This window comes from Nostoc sp., assembly GCF_036917775.1.
Classification (GTDB): domain Bacteria; phylum Cyanobacteriota; class Cyanobacteriia; order Cyanobacteriales; family Nostocaceae; genus Nostoc.
Window position 1 is genome coordinate 97,367 of sequence record NZ_JBALEQ010000149.1, and the last position, 17,625, is coordinate 114,991.

The 17,625-nt window shown below is 40.7% G+C and carries 11 protein-coding genes; 9 read left to right on the forward strand and 2 right to left on the reverse strand.

Annotated features, from left to right (window positions below):
* Positions 1-31: 31 nt before the first annotated feature.
* Complete coding sequence (locus V7K69_RS29810) at positions 32-883, reverse strand: response regulator transcription factor (RefSeq protein WP_335041269.1); 852 nt, start codon at positions 881-883, stop codon at positions 32-34.
* A 380-nt stretch (positions 884-1,263) separates the two neighbouring features.
* The gene (locus tag V7K69_RS29815) at positions 1,264-3,243 is read right to left on the reverse strand and encodes a scytonemin biosynthesis sensor histidine kinase (RefSeq protein ID WP_335041271.1); all 1,980 of its coding nucleotides are present in this window, start codon (positions 3,241-3,243) and stop codon (positions 1,264-1,266) included.
* Positions 3,244-5,145: 1,902 nt separating this feature from the next.
* Between V7K69_RS29815 and scyA the strand changes: the two genes are divergently transcribed.
* The 9 genes from scyA to V7K69_RS29860 all read left to right on the forward strand — a co-directional run bounded on the left by scyA (position 5,146) and on the right by V7K69_RS29860 (position 17,370).
* A complete protein-coding gene (scyA, locus tag V7K69_RS29820; RefSeq protein WP_335041272.1) occupies positions 5,146-7,017 on the forward strand; it encodes a scytonemin biosynthesis protein ScyA in 1,872 nt (623 codons plus the stop codon).
* 356 nt (positions 7,018-7,373) lie between these two features.
* Entirely contained in the window at positions 7,374-8,435 is a 1,062-nt protein-coding gene (gene scyB, locus V7K69_RS29825; protein WP_335041274.1) for a tryptophan dehydrogenase ScyB, read from the forward strand.
* Positions 8,436-8,460: 25 nt separating this feature from the next.
* Positions 8,461-9,432, forward strand: coding sequence for a scytonemin biosynthesis cyclase/decarboxylase ScyC (scyC, locus tag V7K69_RS29830; RefSeq protein WP_335041276.1), 972 nt, complete (start codon positions 8,461-8,463; stop codon positions 9,430-9,432).
* A gap of 49 nt (positions 9,433-9,481) precedes the next feature.
* On the forward strand, positions 9,482-10,750 hold the full coding sequence (locus V7K69_RS29835) for a ScyD/ScyE family protein (RefSeq protein WP_335041307.1): 1,269 nt from the start codon (positions 9,482-9,484) through the stop codon (positions 10,748-10,750).
* 97 nt (positions 10,751-10,847) lie between these two features.
* Positions 10,848-12,146 (forward strand): ScyD/ScyE family protein, encoded by a 1,299-nt coding sequence (locus V7K69_RS29840; RefSeq protein ID WP_335041278.1) that lies wholly within the window; start codon positions 10,848-10,850, stop codon positions 12,144-12,146.
* Positions 12,147-12,302: 156 nt separating this feature from the next.
* Positions 12,303-13,499: a scytonemin biosynthesis PEP-CTERM protein ScyF gene (gene scyF, locus V7K69_RS29845; protein WP_335041280.1), complete on the forward strand. Its 1,197-nt coding sequence runs from the start codon at positions 12,303-12,305 to the stop codon at positions 13,497-13,499.
* A gap of 114 nt (positions 13,500-13,613) precedes the next feature.
* Positions 13,614-14,903 (forward strand): glycosyltransferase family 4 protein, encoded by a 1,290-nt coding sequence (locus tag V7K69_RS29850; RefSeq protein WP_335041283.1) that lies wholly within the window; start codon positions 13,614-13,616, stop codon positions 14,901-14,903.
* Between the two features lie 17 nt (positions 14,904-14,920).
* A complete protein-coding gene (gene tyrA, locus V7K69_RS29855) occupies positions 14,921-16,000 on the forward strand; it encodes a bifunctional chorismate mutase/prephenate dehydrogenase (RefSeq protein ID WP_335041285.1) in 1,080 nt (359 codons plus the stop codon).
* A gap of 185 nt (positions 16,001-16,185) precedes the next feature.
* The gene (locus V7K69_RS29860) at positions 16,186-17,370 is read left to right on the forward strand and encodes a 3-dehydroquinate synthase (RefSeq protein ID WP_335041287.1); all 1,185 of its coding nucleotides are present in this window, start codon (positions 16,186-16,188) and stop codon (positions 17,368-17,370) included.
* The last annotated feature ends 255 nt before the right edge of the window (positions 17,371-17,625 follow it).

Here is a 17,625-nt window from a genome sequence, read left to right on the forward strand (position 1 = left end):
AGTCTAAATGAAAATTGCTGTAAATCGACTTTCACCAAAGTTTTACCTGTTTTTGGGATACAAGCTGATGTTGTTTGCGCCAAGCTTGGGGAGGTAAACCGTGATGTTGGCGAAACTGGCGAGAAAAATGAGACACATCTTGATAACCTAATGCTTTGGCGATCTTTTCGATAGTCTGATTATTATTTTGGAGTAAAAAACGAGCGCCTGCCATTCGGCGTTTGACAATCCAGCAGTTTACAGTCTCTCCCGTTTGCCTTGCGACTCGGTTAGTTAAGTAAGCAGGTGAGTAACCAACAGCAACAGCCACATCACACAAAGTAATTCCTTGATGATAATGGGCTTCGATAAAGTCGAAAACTTCTTTTAATTGAGGAATGCAGGGAAAGATTGACTTAGAAGGGATCGTGGGTTCTTCAGGTGCGATCGCACTTGGAGTATTATCTACAATTACTGATTTTGGAGCTTTCTCAAATTTCATAGCGCACCAGTATTGCAGAGTAGCTTGCTTTTCTAGCCGGATAGCGATCGCTCTGAGTAATTCGTCTAGTGTCGAGGGTTTGGTAAGATAGTCATCTGCTCCCAATTCCATAGCTTTGCGAACATCTGCTTTGTTACTACTCCCAGTCAGAAAAATAAAGGGAATAATTGCCGTAAGAGGATCTTGGCGTAGCGTATTTAAAACGCTATAACCATCCATATCGGGCATAGTGATATCGCAAATAACTAAGTCGGGTATACACTCTTGTGCTTGTTGGATACCAGCAAGACCGTTATTAGCACTGATTGTATCAAAACCTTTAGCCTTAAGACCTTTTAAATAAAGATCGCGGGTAACATTATCATCTTCAATGACGAGAATTTTATTTGATGATTCGTACATAATTTTTTATTACCATAACTTTCAGCAGAAGCTGGTTAATATTAAACCGTGGCGGAATTTTGCCTAGTTTAGTTAGATTTATCAGAAAGTTGGGTTTAAAACCCCGTGCTTCACGCAATGCTTTAAAGTAATGAGTAATGAGTGGATGAAAAATGGGTATTTACTTATTACTCATTACTCCTTCTTAAGAGTGCGTACCCTTCTCCTGACGGAGACGCTGCGCGAACAGGAACGCCAAGGGCGAACACGGCGGTGAGGATGTCAAGCCATGCTGTACTCAACTTTTTTGTGAGTATGGAAATAGGCATAAGCTTAATTACTTCGTTCCGAGAGTTGTGATTGTTAAGTTGTTAATTAATAACTAATCTTGATTTCAACATTCATAACTCGGAACTACTAAACTCTGACTTGATTAATGCCAACTTCACAGTAAAGGTAGTGCCCACACCAAGTTGACTTTCCACAGATACTTGACCATGATGTAAGTCTACTAGGGTTTTAAGAATTGACAGTCCTAGCCCAGTGCCAGGTATGTGATCGATATTAGTTCCACGGTAAAATGGTTCAAATATTCGTTGTTGATCTAGTGCTGAAATACCAATACCTCTATCTTCGACCTGGAAAATTAATTGCTCATTTTCGCAAAAAAGTCTCAAATCAACTGTCATACCAGAGGGAGAATATTTTATTGCATTATCGAGCAGATTTTTTAAAATCGGCTCTAACAGTTTTTTGTCTATGTAGGCTGTTAGAGAATTTTCTTGAGTGAGAAAATTAATCGGGATTTTACTAATGCTCATCTGCATTTGTGCAACTAAGTCATTACAAAAATTAACTAACTCAAGTGGCTTTGGCTCATAGTTTATTTTTGCTGCTTCTGCCTTAGAGAAGAATAAAATATCATCCAACATCTGACCCAGTTGTTCTGTAGCTTTTTGAATGTGATCCAGCAGTGGTTGGATTTTCTTCTGTGTACGTTTGTCTACTTCTTCCTTTAATAAACTATTAGAAAATGAAACAATATTCAACGGTGTACGAAATTGATGACAAACCATAGAAAGAAAACGCGCTCTAAGTTCGCTAAGTTGTTTTGCTTGTTCTAAAGCTTGGTTAAGACCTAATTCTGCATATTTGTAATCGGTAATATCAATACCTGCAATCATTTCTACTGGTTTTCCACCAAAATCTAGTACTCCATCTAGCGTGACAACCGCACAAGCTAGCCAGCGCTCCTTACCGCTTTTTGTCAGAATATTCATCTCCTGGTATTCAAAGTTACTTACTTCACCCTGCTTACGTACCTGCCTGCGTCTTTTGCTTTTAATCAGTCGCCGAATATCAAAACCCGTTAACAGTTCTTCTTTTGTGTAACCAGTCAGTTGCTCTACTGCTGGATTTATGTAGCAAAGCCGCGTACCTTGAATCAGAAAAGTGCTGGTATCTGTCGTTTCAGCTAAAGTCCGAAATCTAACTGCGTTTAGCCGCAATGCCTCTTCAGTCTGTTTCGATTCAGTAATGTCCCAAATACTCCAGACTCTACCAATAATTTTGCCATCCAACAAGTGAGGTTTAGAGTAGTGTGCAAAAACTCTCCCATCTTTCAACTCCAAAATATCGTAGCTTTCGAAATCAGATTGGCTAGACACTTCCCAAATTAGGCGATTAAAGGCATGGGGATCTTTAAGTTGATTTTCAAAAAAGTCTTTGCATCGGGGACATTTCTTAGATAATATTAGGGACTCCGGGATCTGCCACATATCGATAAATTTCTGATTCAAGCTCAGAATATCTCCCTCAGAGTTAACTGCAACAATACCAATGGCAGTAGATTCGAGAGTAGAACGAAGTAAAGAAAGAGATGTTTCTAATTCTACTTCTTTTGCCTTGAGTTGAGAAAATTCCTGTTGTAAATTGTCTTTGGCATCCCTTAATTCATCAGTCCACTTTTGCACGCTCAATTCTACTATTTCATCACTTATTTCCCGGACAAAAGCACAGCCAAATTCTATATCTTGTTGTTTTACATAGCTAATGGATATTTCTACCAGAAAGATTCGCCCGCCTTTTGTGCGGTAGCGAGATTTAAAGGTAAGAGAACCTTCTGAATTAATATTTGACCAGTTGTGTAGAGAAAAATCTACGTCTATATCGTGCAACCTCATAGAAAGTAATTCCTCACGGGAATACTCAGTCATCCGACAAGTGGCATTGTTGACGTAGAGAAATCGGCCATTTTCTCCTAAACAAAAGGCAGCATCTACAGCTTGATTTATTAGAAAGTGAGCAAACTTCATTTCTATTTCTGGCTGTAGTGGCCATTGAGTATTTGATCTAGCTAATCTATATTCGCCAGAATTCATATTTCTACTTGCTCCTGGTAATTAATCAGCACCATAGCCATCAATGAGTTGATAGTCATAACTAACTAAAAACTTTGGTGCGGTGTTAGGCAGTTAAAAAATAAAATTAGCTAGTAAATTAAAAAATATTACTAGCTGACTTAACAAAACTTATTATATCAATAAAAATGGAATAATTTAACCAATTTTTTCAGAAAAAATTCAATATTTAATATTAGATTTATTATTGACTTAAACAAACTTTGATGAATGCAAAAAATCGACAAACAAATTTTAGATTTGTCAATATACCTGATTAGCTAAGATTTGAAAATTCTCAATCTATAAGTAGAAAAAATATTTTAAATATATACTAATACTACTTTTCGTAATTTGCTATTCCCGTTAAGTAAGGATTTCAGACATTTAAAATGGGTGGCTGATTAAAGTCAAACTATCCTAGTACAGGAATAGGACTGCGGAAATTTGTGTACCTTTAACAAGAAAGAGATGTAGCCTGCACCATAGCTAAGGAATGGTTCGCAAACCAAAAGTTACTGGGTTTCGACTGGTAAACTGTTAAATGAAAAAAATTTTTGTTCCTTACCCTTTGCGAGGGAAAGGACTTTGACCAAATACTACTGTAGAGTCGTTTGGTTATCAACATAAATGAATTTACCGGGCTTGGCTAGGCTTGAATCAAAAATTTTTAACTCATTAGTTCATTTTCTTAATTTATCTTAACTTACTCTATCAGGGATTTAACTATAGAAGAATATGCTTAGTCATCCGTCGCAAGAAATACATTTATTTAACACAAAAACGTATAAGCTTGCGTATAATTTTGTGTATAATTTTATATTTAATTTTTAATAAAGAAACATCATCCGTCACATGATAAATAAGCTACAAAAACACGTATAAGTTTGCGTATAACGTTGTGTTTGTTTTGTCATTGAGTAACATTTGACGGAAAATCTACGTAACTGTTGATAAATCGCCAGAGGCTAGAAAGGTAGTTTTAAAGGGTTTCGGCTTAAAAGCCTAATTTCTTTTCTCAAGGAATATGTACTTAACGCTTTGTCATCTCTCACAGGATATATAAAAATTGAAGTAACTATGTCTTTATCGTTACAAATAATTGACTTGATGAGTGTTTGGTGGCAATATAAAGACCGCTAAACTGTTGTAGCTCGGCTTATGCTACAAAGCAAATTCAAAACTTAATACGGAAGAGAGGCAGTTGCCAATTTGCAAGCACCTGGGCAAAAAAGTAAAAGAATTGTCATCTTTATCAAAAGATTTTCTATTGTAAATTTGGTCATGTAGCTCAGTAGCTACGCCTACGCAGAATATCAATTTTTCAGAATCACTAAGTTGAAAATGTCGTAATAGTGATACAAGCGAAAGAATTGCCACTTTTATCAAAAGATTTATCATTGCAGATATGCTTTTATCGTAGTAATCATCAGAAATTAATAACCTCTCCAGGCATTTTAATGAGTAGGCTGGTGTGATTAAAGATAACTATGTAAAGCTTTGTAAAATTTCTGAGATATGCTTGAGTTAAGCTTAATTTCTTTTTTCCATGCCTTTTCATTATTTAGTTTTTCCCTGCCAACCGACTTAAGTATTGTAGCTGCGAAAAATTTGACACCTCCATCAAAAGATTTTTGATTGCATATCATTTATCATCCCCTCTATTCTGGTTATCAGAAGCACAGCCTTACTTGCTGTATGCTTTGCAAAAATTTTTTGGTAGTGCTATCACAACCATCAATCAGCAGCAATCAACCGTTTCTACTATCGATCAAACTCGGTCATAGCTGTGATAAACAACAGAGTTGTTCGTATTAAATATTGCTAGCGCTGTGATTGTAAACTAAAAAGCCTTTGTGTAACTTTATGTAATCAAGTGAAACCATGAGTCAAAACTATACTGGTTCCAACTCTCCTCTCATCACTACTGAGCCATACAAAGAATTTCCAGCAAATAGATATGTAGAATCTTCTCGTCAGCTTGATGAATCGGAGAATAACGGAGGAACTCAGCATTTTTTAAATGATGAAACACCAACAACACTCTCAGTTGCCGATGCGATCGCTCAGATGTTGGTAAATTTGGGAGTAAGCTACGCTTTTGGTGTCGCTGGTGGCGCGATGGCCAGCCTTTGGGGTGCGCTATCAAATAGCAGTATTGAGGTGTTGAACTTCCGCCATGAAGCAGGAGCAGCATTTGCAGCCACGGAAGCATACTTTGCCAATAATCGCCCCACTGTAGTTTTTACCACAGCCGGCCCGGGGATCACCAATGCACTTACCGGATTATTTGCGGCTCGTGGTGAAGGCGCAAAAGTAATTTTGTTATCGGCTTGCACCTCTGCACCGCAGCGTGGACGTTGGGCAATTCAAGAAACCAGCACTTATACATTGCCCAGTGGGGGAATTTTTACCCCAGGAGCGCTATTTAACTATGCAATCACGATTGAATCTGCGGCTCAACTACCGCAGATTTTCCGCAAACTTGCTTTAGCTATGGCGCAACCAGGCGGATTTGTCGCTCATTTGAGTATTCCCACCGCAGTGCAGACAAGTTTAGTTGAGGATATAGCTTTACCCCAACTAGATGTTACTCCGTTTCCGATGACTGCTTCCAAAGAAGCGATCGCTAAATCTGTAGAGTTATTATCATCTGGCCCCTTTGCTATCTGGGTTGGTTTCGGTGCGCGTGACGCAGCAGAGGAAATCCTTGAACTCGCTGAAAAAAAGGGAGCAGCCGTGATGTGTTCCCCTCGTGGGAAAGGTATCTTCCCTGAAGATCATCCCCAGTTTGTCGGTGTCACAGGTTTAGGAGGTCATGCTTCCGTCTTAACTTATATGGAACAGCAACCTCCACTACGCACACTCGTATTAGGAACCCGCCTTGGTGAACCGACTTCCTTCTGGAGTTCGACGCTAGTTCCAAAAGAAGGTTTCATCCATGTAGATATTGACCCAGAAGTGCCAGGTGTAGCCTATCCCCACGTTGAAACTTTCGCAGTTCGCTCTGATATCAAAGCTTTTGTGGAAGAGTTATTAGAGCAATTACCAGATGCTCCTCGTTCCACAACTTTGTCGCTACCTAATCCAGAACGCAAAGCAATTGAACCTGCACCAGACGTAGATTATCCAGTGCGGCCAGAAGTATTGATGGCAGCAATTCAAAAGATCATTGTTGAAGGTAGCGATGCAGTAGTAATGGCGGAGTGTGGTAATTCGTTTACTTGGTCAACCCATCTACTCCAATTTACCGAAACCAATCGTTATCGAGTCAGCACCGGAGTCGGCGCAATGGGTCACGCCGTTACTGGAGTGTTGGGTGCAGCGCTGGCAAACAATAGCAAAGCTGTAGGGATTGTCGGCGATGGAGCAATGCTGATGAATAACGAAATCAGCACAGCCGTGAAATACAAAATTCCAGCGATTTGGATCGTTCTCAACGATGCGCGTTATAACATGTGCCATCAAGGGATGAAAATCTTGGGATTAAAAGGCGCAGATGCCACACTTCCACCGACAAACTTCGCCATGATTGCTCGTGGGATGGGAGCAGAAGCGATCGTGGTTGTTAGAGAGTCGGATATTGAAGCGGCATTAGAACAAGCGATCGCATCATCTGTTCCCTTTCTCATTGATGTCGTAATTGACGCTGATCGTCCAGCACCTTCTGGTGGACGTAATAAGAGTTTGGCAGCACAAGGAATTAAATCAACAGCTAAAAATGGAGCCAAGCAAGTTTCATTTCCAATGGTTTGATCTCGAAGATTTTTTTACGAACCGCCAAGAACGCCAAGGACGCAAAGGAAGAGTTTAGGTAATCTTATCGCTGGAAGAGAGTAAAACACAGAAATATCTCAATCTTTCAAAAATTCACGACACTGGATGCAAAACCCTTTAAAACTCTCTTACCTTTGCGCTCTCTGCGTCCTTGGCGGTTCGTTCCCTCATTTTCTTAATTCCAGCAACTAAATCTACCAAACTGGAACTTCAAATATTTGGTTTCTAACTTCACTCAATCTTAATATTCCAACCTACTTTTGTGTCTATATCTTTACATTTTGTAATGCTAATTACTTTCTCTAACCAATCCCAAACAATATCGAGAGGTCAAGATGCTGCTATTTGAAACTGTTAGAGAAATGGGTCACGAACAAGTTCTCTTTTGTCATGGTAAAAATCCCGAAATTAAGGCAATTATTGCCATCCATGACACGACCTTAGGCCCAGCAATGGGAGCTACAAGACTCATGCCTTATGTCAACGAAGAAGCTGCTTTAAAAGATGCACTTCGTCTCAGTCGGGGGATGACTTATAAAGCTGCTTGTGCAAACATTCCGGCTGGTGGTGGCAAAGCAGTTATTATTGCTAATCCTGAAAATAAAACAGATGATTTGTTGAGAGCTTACGGACGTTTTGTTAACAGCCTCAATGGGCGTTTTATTACTGGACAAGATGTCAATATTACCCCTGATGATGTCCGAACAATCAGCCAAGAAACTAACCATGTTGTTGGAGTCTCAGAAAAATCTGGTGGGCCTGCTCCCATCACATCATTAGGGGTTTTTCTAGGAATTAAAGCTGCTGTAAAGTCTCGTTGGCAGAGTGAAAGACTTGATGGCATGAAAGTTGCAGTTCAAGGCTTAGGTAATGTCGGTAAAAATCTCTGTCGCCACTTACATGAGCATGATGTCAAGCTTTTTGTTAGCGATGTAGACCCAGCAAAAGTGGAAGAAGCACAACGGCTTTTTGGCGCAACTATTGTAGAACCAACCGAAATTTACTCTCTTGACGTAGATATTTTTTCACCTTGCGCTCTTGGAGGAATTCTTAATAGTCATACAATTCCTTTTCTGCAAGCTCAGATTATTGCTGGTGCAGCTAATAATCAATTGGAGAATGAGCAATTACATAGTCAAATGCTCACTAAAAAAGGGATTCTGTACAGCCCTGATTATGTAATTAATGCTGGAGGACTAATCAACGTTTACAACGAAATGATTGGTTATAACGAAGAAAAAGCTTTCAAACAAGTGCATAACATTTATGACACGCTATTAGCAATTTTTGATATTGCTAAAGTTCAGGGAATTACTACCAATGATGCTGCTAAACGATTAGCAGAAGACCGCATCAAGAATATTAAGCGCAGCAAGTCTAAAGCGATCGCAGCTTAATTATTATTAACTTAAGGAGTGAGAAGTGGAAAAAAATACTTTTGCAACATCAGCTTACATTGCTACTTCACCTGAGAGTGCATTTGAATATCTTTGTAGTTTAAAGAACTTGGATGAATGGACTCTTTATAGCCGGATGAAAGAGCAAATTGATGAAGATACCTGGCTCGGAACTGCATCTGGTTATCACAAAAATCTCTATTATCACGTTAAAAAACTCCAAAATCCGCTTTTCTACGGCATTGAATGGCACTGTGGATTAGAGTACCAAAAATATTTTCAAGTTTATCCTGTTTTGCTGTTTCCCACTGACTACATTGAGCCAGGGACAGATGAAAAAGGCGTGTATTTTCACTGGTTGAGCTTTGTCGATCCCAAACGGCAGACTCAGATGATTATGCAAGGAATTCACACAGTCCATACTTCTGAATGTCGTTCTCTCAAAGGTAATTTGGAACGCAAAGCTGGTCTGACCTCAGCAGCCAAAGGAAGCCACTTTATCGATACTGATACCATTTATGTTGATGCCCCAATTGAAATCGGTATTGAATACTTAAAAGACTTACAAAATATAGATGAGTGGGCACATCTGTTACGCCCAAATGGGGATATTACTTCGGAATCAGGTGAATTCAAAGATGAATATGACCAAAAGGTAAAAGTTTCTGTGCGAGTTCATTCTTTGAGTAAATACTACTTACTTGAACAAGAATATTTTTATCCAGAATACGAATATTATCAGCGTTCTGTCGCGTTACTTATTCCAACCGCTTATGCTTTCGCTGACCCCGAAGCTTCTGGTTTCATCCTGCATCGAATCACATTTTGGAAAACAGATGGAACTGTGAGCCACGGCAAACTTCAAATTGAAGACTTTGGTGCTGAGAGCATGAACATCAAACGTTTACTCGAAGCCAAAGCTGGCAACCTCAAATCATTTGATCGAGGAATGAGCTATCTGCCAAAAATTCAAGAGGATTTAGTCATTAGTCATTAGTCATTGGTCATTGGTCAAATAACAAATGACAAATGACAAAGAACAAAATATGAAACTGAAGCCATTCACTATTACTATCCTCACTTTTTGTGTTGCCGCTTTTTCTGGAATGAAAGCTGCGTCAGCCGCATCCTTTTCAGTAATCGCCGACGGTCTATATAATGCCGGCGGTCTGAGCTTTAGTCCTGATGGTAATCTCTATGTTACAGAGGCGGGAATAGGGGGAAGTGGCGCTTGCGTTCCACCAGCAAGTGGTCAAGGCGATTCATTATGTTATGGCACAAGTGGAGCAGTTACCAAAATTGAGAATGGTAAGACCGAACGCATACTTACAGGACTTCCTTCCCTAGCATTACCAGATGGCACTGGAGCCGCAGGCCCTCGTGATATTAAATTTGATGCTACAGGTAAACCTTATGTTCTGATTGGATATGCGACTAATCCGGTTTTTCGCGATCGCAATTTAGGTTACACTGACCTCGGCAAAATCATCGCTCCCGATTTTAAAACCAATTCCTGGACGAGTGTTGCCGATTTAGCTAACTATGAACTCGCCAACAATCCCGATGATGGTGAAGTTGGTAGCAATCCCTTGAGTTTTGTCATAGATGGCAATAAGTTAGTTGCAGTTGATGCAGGTGCAAACGACTTACTCAGTGTTAATACTGATGGGAGATATTTGCAAGCTATTACCACATTCCCTGAAGACATATTAGCTAATCCCGTCTTGCCACCCTCCGGTTCCCCGTCTAATGAACCGTCGCAAGTGCCATCTCAAGGTGAAGAGGTGCGAGCGCAGTTTACAACCCAAGCAGTACCTTCAAGTGTGACAAAAGGCCCCGATGGTGCTTATTACGTCAGCCAATTTACTGGTTTTCCCTTCCCTGAAGATGGGGCAAAAATCTACCGAGTTGGTGCTAATGGTTTAGCAACAGTCTTCGCCGATGGTTTTACCCAACTTACCGACTTGGAATTTGATACTGAGGGCAATTTATATGCTTTGCAGTACGCCAATCAGTCGGCTTGGAAGGGTGATTTTGATGGTTCTGTCATCAAAATAGCTGCCGATGGCACTCGCACAACTCTGCTGAGTGGCAATGGATTAGAGTCACCTAGCGCCTTGACTATTGGGTCAGATGGTGAAGTATACGTCACAAACCGAGGCGATCGCCCTGGATTTGGACAAGTTCTCAAAATTGAGAATACCAAATCTATCCCTGAACCTGATTCTACTTTAGGCGTATTAGCGATCGCAGCCTTGGGCGTTGCTTGGTTGCACAAGAAGAGAATCCCCACACCTCCCATAAATCTCAACTAAAGAGTTTCAAACCAATTGCGCGTTCCTTAAATACTGGGATTCGTTGTCTTTAAACCCATAAAGTTTTCCACTTACTTAACTCTCAATCTCTAAAGGTATGAAACTCAAATCACTGACTCTTACACTTTTGACTGTTTGCATTGCTGCCGTTTCTGCACCAAAATCAGCCGAAGCTGCAAGCCTAACAGTAGTTGCCGATGGTCTTAGTAATCCACGCGGAATCGGCTTTGATTCTACTGGCAACCTTTATGTTACAGAAAGTGGTTCTGGTGGTGATGGAAAAGATGGAAGATGTATTCCATCTCCTAGCGCAGGGTATATTCCTTTATGTGCTGGTCAAAATGGCTCCCTGCTCAAAATTGCTCAGGACGGTACAAAAACAAATATAATTTCTGACCTCACTTCTTTAGCATTATCGCCTTCTGGAGAACAAGCAGCCGGGCCTGCGGATATCAAATTTGATTCTTTAGGTAACGCTTATCTTTTGACAGGTCTTGCAGGCGATCCAACCAACCGTGATACCGTTTTAAAATCGCCTGACCTTGGTAAATTATACAAAGTAGACTTAAGTACTGGTGGATTGACAACTCTTGCCGATTTTGGAAAATACGAAACTGCATTTAATCCTGATGGTACAGATATAATCTCTAACCCTTATGCTTTTGCCATTAAAGGTGAGACTGCTTACGTAGTTGATGGCGGTGGAAACACAATATATTCTGTGGGACTTGATGGTGGTGGTATCAAGGACGTAGCCGCAGTTCCTCAGAAACTGATAGATAGAAATAAACTTGAATTTCCCGATCTTGGGCCGAGTGTAGATCCATCTGCGCTTCCAATCACACAGCAATCAGTACCGACTGGAATTGCGATCGCTCCAGATGGCAGTTTAACGGTTAGCGAATACACTTATTTTCCTTATCCAGAAGGAGAAGCACGGATCTTTAACGTTGACCCCAACACCTTGCAATCAAACGTTATCGCCGATGGCTTTACACAGCTAACTGGCGTAGCTTATGACCCTGACGGCAATTTGTACGCCTTGCAACACATCAATAGTTCCGAATGGAAAGAAATTCAACAGGGCGGTATTATCACTGGTGATATTAGTGGTTCTTTGATCAAAATAGCCACCGATGGAACTCGTGAAACAATCTGGAGTGGTGATGGTCTAGAAGCCGCTTCTGGCATCACCTATGGCCCTGATGGTAATTTGTATATTGCAAACCGAGCCAGACTTGCAGGCACAGGACAAGTTATCAAGATTGATCCGAGAGTAACCAAAGTCCCCGAACCTACCTCTGCAATCAGTCTGATAGTAGCTGGTGCTTTAGGTGCAACTTCAATGCTGAAACGCAAACGCAGCAAAGAATTAGTAAAAGCAGAGACTGTCTAATTCCTGGTAAAGCTTACAGAATAGGCTGCTGCCTCACAGAGAAAGTTGCATTTCAAACAAGAGGCAGCAGCCCAAATTTTAGATTTCCCAAACTAGGACTGGGAACGAAATTAGTCTAGGAACGAGTATACCTCATAGAACCAAGGCTTAAAACTTATGGGATTAGTCAAAAATTTGTCAATCGGCATTCTCGGTACTGGATTCATGGTGTTGGCAACAGTAGCCCAAGCCAAGGCTGTAACATTAACTTACGACAGAAGTATTGGTAGCCCCGGCTTCGGTCCTGGAGAACTCTTTGTCCCTCAAGGGATAGCGGTGGATAGCCAAGGGAATACCCTCATAGCTAACGGACGCGGTGTTAACCCAGATGGTACTCCTAACTACAACCTCGGTAACAAAATTGAAAAATTTAGTCCAACCGGTCAGTATATTGGTGCAATTGGCTCCGGTGGCACAGGGCCCGGACAGTTTGACGAACCAACAACTGTAGACTTTAATCCAGTAACAGGGGATTTGTATTCAGGTGATGTTTACAACAACCGCATCAATCAATTCGATTCTCAGGGTAATTTTATTAGATCCTTTGCAAACGGAGATTTTACCCCTCGCGTAAATGATAGAATTTTCTTTGGCCCATCTGGTCTAACATTTGACAAAACTGGCAACGTTTACGTAGGTGATTTTAACGGCGAGAGAATCCTTAAATTCACACCAGACGGACAGCCAATTGGTGTCATTGGTGGCACTCTGGGCACTGCACCTGGGCAATTCCAAGGCGTAGCTGGTATAAGAATTTCCCCAGTTAGTGGAAATATTTTTGTAGCTGACCAGTATAACAACCGCGTTCAAGTACTCGATCCAAATGGTAATCCTCTGTTAGCATTTGGTTCAGCAGGTAGCGAACCTGGACAGCTTCTTCAGCCAATTGGCATCGAAGTGGACGAAGAAGAGAATGTTTATGTAGCTGATTCTATCAACAGCCGCGTACAGGTGTTTGATAAAAACGGTAACTTCTTGACTTCCTTCGGTGAAAGTGCCCGCGATGCGTCAGGTAATCCGGTACCACCTCCAGCATTAACTGGCCCTCCTTTTGGCAATCCCCTTGACCTCACTCCCGGCAGATTTAACTGGACGGGTGGCACAAGCTACAAAGATGGCAAGCTTTACGTGGGCGATTTCTTCCAAGGTCGCGTCCAAGTGATAAACGTAGAAGACAGAAAGCAAGTACCTGAACCAGGTTCAGCATTGGGTTTAGCATTGCTTGGACTTGGGGCTGCTACCCTCACGTTGCGGAAGCGTGGACAACAAAAGCCAGTCTTCAGTTTAGATAAAGAACTACAAAAACAGTGCTAGTAGTCTGTCAAGTTGAAATTGATAGGTAAGCAAGTTCGTAGTAAGGACTTTAGTCCTTATTTTCTAAGCATTAAAGTGCTTACTACAAACAAACCTTTAGGATATTAACGGTTAATGCAAATTCTGATTTATTCATACAACTATCATCCAGAACCAATTGGTATTGCACCTTTGATGACTGAACTAGCAGAAGGGCTGGTGAAGCGAGGGCATCAAGTGCGGGTAATTACAGGTATGCCTAACTATCCTCAGCGCCAGATTTACGACGGGTATCGAGGGAAGTTATATGTTACTGAACAGAAAAACGGTGTCAAAATTCAGCGTAGTTACCTGCGGATTAAGTCTAAACCTAACCTTGTAGATCGACTACTGCTAGAGTTGAGCTTTGTTTTTACAAGTTTGCCACAAGCCCTCAAGGGCGAGCGACCTGATGTAATTCTCTTAACAGTACCACCGCTACTAGTTTGTTTACCTGCAACTTTGATAGGTTGGCTATACAACTGCCCGGTAGTACTGAATGTGCAAGATATCCTTCCAGAAGCTGGTGTGCGTGTTGGTTTAATTAAAAATAAGCTGATGATTAAAGCTCTGGAAGCTTTAGAAAAATTCGCTTACCGAACTGCACATACTATTAGCGTGATAGCCGATGGCTTTGTAGATAATTTAATAAATAAAGGTGTACCTGCTAATAAAATTGCCTGTATTCCCAATTGGGTAAATCTAAATTTTATCCGCCCTTTACCGAGAGAAAATAACTCTTGGAGAGCTACCCATCAACTCAATGATAAATTTGTAGTACTTTATTCAGGTAATATTGCTCTCACACAAGGTTTGGAAACAGTAATAGAAGCAGCAGCCCGGTTGCGTCATCTAAAAAAAATTGTCTTTGTCATAGCAGGTGAATCTCAAGCCCTCGAAAGATTGCAAAAACACTGTCTTGCTTGTGGTGCAGATAACGTTCTACTTTTACCATTGGAAGTGCGAGAAAAACTACCACAAATGTTAGCAGCCGCTGATGTGGGGTTGATTGTACAAAAGTGCAATGTGATTTCCTTCAATATGCCTTCTAAAATACCACTGTTGTTAGCTAGTGGTCGCCCAATTGTGGGTTCGATTCCCGCCACCGGTACTGCTGCAAAAGCTATCAGACAAAGTGGCGGTGGTGTTATCGTTGAGCCAGAGTCAGCAGATGCTTTGGCTGCGGCGGTACTGGATTTATATAATCAGCCGGAATTAGCAGCGCAATTAGGACGTAAAGGAAGGAAGTTTGCGGTAGAAAACTATTCCTTTGAGCAGGCGCTAGACCGATATGAAGAGTTATTTGCTGATGCGATCGCCAAAAGAGCAACAAACTTGGATATCTTACCAGAAATAAGTTCTAAAGAATCACTTGTTGATATTTGAAAATTGGGGACGGGAAAATGCCTCTAAAATCCTCTTATTCAGATCAGCTTAAGAAAACTGACCAGAGCTTGATCGCCTTACTTAGCGATCGCATATCATTATTAGCAGCATCAGAACAGCCTTCTTTAGATGAACAACTGGCAGATGTCGCTCCCCTACTCGCTCAAGCTGGTATTCCTGAGTCTGTTTGGGCGGATGTAGTAAAGAGTTGTCATGCTAATATCCCTAAATCTGCCACAAATCATATCATTCCCCGACAAGTTACCATCATCGGTGGACACGGCAGGATGGGAAGATTATTTAAAGAGCAACTTTCAGTAGTAGGTCACAATGTTAGCGTTCTCGAACATGATGATTGGGAATACGCAGATAAACTGTTAACTCAGGCAGAATTAGTATTAGTAAGTGTTCCTATTGAATATACGGTTGATATTATCAAGCGAGCAGCAAAATATCTTGCTCCAACTACAGCTTTGTGTGACATCACAAGTATTAAAATACAGCCTACTCAAGCAATGCTCGAATACCATTGCGGCCCCGTTATGGGTTTACATCCAATGTTTGGGCCAAATATCAAATCGTTTTTGGGACAAAAAGTGGTAGTGTGTCCAGGTCGAAACGATGATTCATTTCAATGGTTATTAGATTTTCTCAAAAGTAAAGGTGGCGAGTTAATTGTTTGCACGCCTGAAGAACACGATCAAATGATGGTAATTATTCAAGCCACACAGCATTTCTGTAGATTTAGTCTTGGTGTTTTCTTAGCAAAATCAAGAGTAGAAATAGAGCAGAGTTTAACAATGTCAACTCCTAACTATCGACAAGAGATTGATATTGTGAAACGTTTGTTTTCTCAAAATCCTAATTTATGTGTTGATATTATGCTAGCTACTGAAGAAAGGTGTAATGCTATTAGCTTTTTAGCTAAAACTTACAGCCGATTGGCTAGACTGGTGGTTAGAAAGGATAGAGACGCATTAATTAAAGAGTTTGAAAATACTCAGAGTTTTTTTGAAGGGAAAATTAATAGTTTTCTCCAGCCTTTAAATGCAACGGCTATCCAAAGAGATTTTAAACCCCAGAATATTAGCATTTGAATAATAATTTTTTATGAGTAACGAACCGCAAAGGACGCAAAGGACGCGAAGGAAGAAAGAGAGAAAGAGAGAGATTAAATGGCATTAACAACGTGCCGTTTTTCATCATGAATAATCAAGTCAAGGGTAGAGGCATTCCTTGAAATTTTGAATAGTTCTGCAATTTTAGATATACCTGCAAAAATATGATAGTTGACATCAAGCAAAAAAGTAGATTAATTCATCAACGTGTTTCGGTTACTTTTAACTATGAGGTTTACTTCACCCAAAATTTATTTGAGTTGAAAAATTCCACGCTAGCGCAAGTAATTTCGGCAGATGAGGAGACAAAGCCGAAGAAAATAGTTGCAGTGGTAGACGCAGGAATATTAAAGTATCAACCGGAATTGGTGAAGCAATTAGTCGCGTATACCAAGTTTTATGGAGAGGTACTAGCGATCGCAGCTGAACCCATGATAATTTCGGGAGGAGAAGCTGCCAAAAACGATCACACTCTAGTAGAGCAAATCCAGCAACTCATTGAAACAGCCGGATTATGTCGCCATTCTTATGTGTTAGTGATCGGGGGCGGGGCGGTATTGGATTTGGTAGGATATGCTGCTGCAACTGCTCACCGGGGAATTCGCCTGATTCGGGTTCCGACAACGGTGTTAGCACAAAATGATTCTGGGGTTGGGGTAAAAAACGGTATCAATGCCTTTGGGAAAAAGAACTTTCTCGGCACATTTGCGCCACCTTATGCAGTTATAAATGACTCTGCGTTCTTGACAACCCTAGACGATCGCGATTGGCGTTCTGGGATTGCAGAAGCCGTGAAAGTGGCGCTGATTAAGGATGCTAACTTTTTCGATTTTATCCACTCTTACAGCAAAGCCCTTGAACGACGAGACATGGATGCCATGCAACAAGTTATCTATCGTTGCGCCCAGTTGCACCTTGAACATATTGCCAATAGCGGCGATCCTTTTGAAATGGGTTCGTCTCGTCCCCTGGATTTTGGACATTGGGCGGCTCATAAACTGGAGCATTTGACAAATTATCGTTTGCGTCATGGCGAAGCTGTTGCGATCGGTATTGCTTTGGATAGCACCTATTCTTATTTAGCAGGATTGCTTGATTGTTCAGAATGGCAACGAATATTAAATACTTTATCGGCGTTAGGTTTCACGCTGTATGTGCCAGAACTAGCTCATAAGTTATCACAACTAGAACATCCTGATTGTTTGTTTCATGGTTTAACTGAGTTCCGCGAACACTTGGGTGGAGAATTGACTTTAACGTTACTAAAAAGTATTGGCAAAGCAATTGAAGTTCATGAGGTAAATTTGTTGTTATATAGGCAAGCAATATCATTATTGCGGGAATTTTAGGGTTATAGGACTAATATTTCTCTTTACTCTGTGTCCTCTGCGCCTCTGTGGTTCAATAAATTAATTTTAAACCGCAGAGGCACAGAGAACGCTGAGAAATAACAAGATATTTTACAAGTTACATTGAAGGGCTAGATTGAATTTTAGAAGCATAGATATAACCGTCATTATTAAGACAATATCTTACTTTTGAGAGAGGTAATTAAATTCAAACGACATTATTAAAAATAACAATAAATGATTAGTATAAAAATC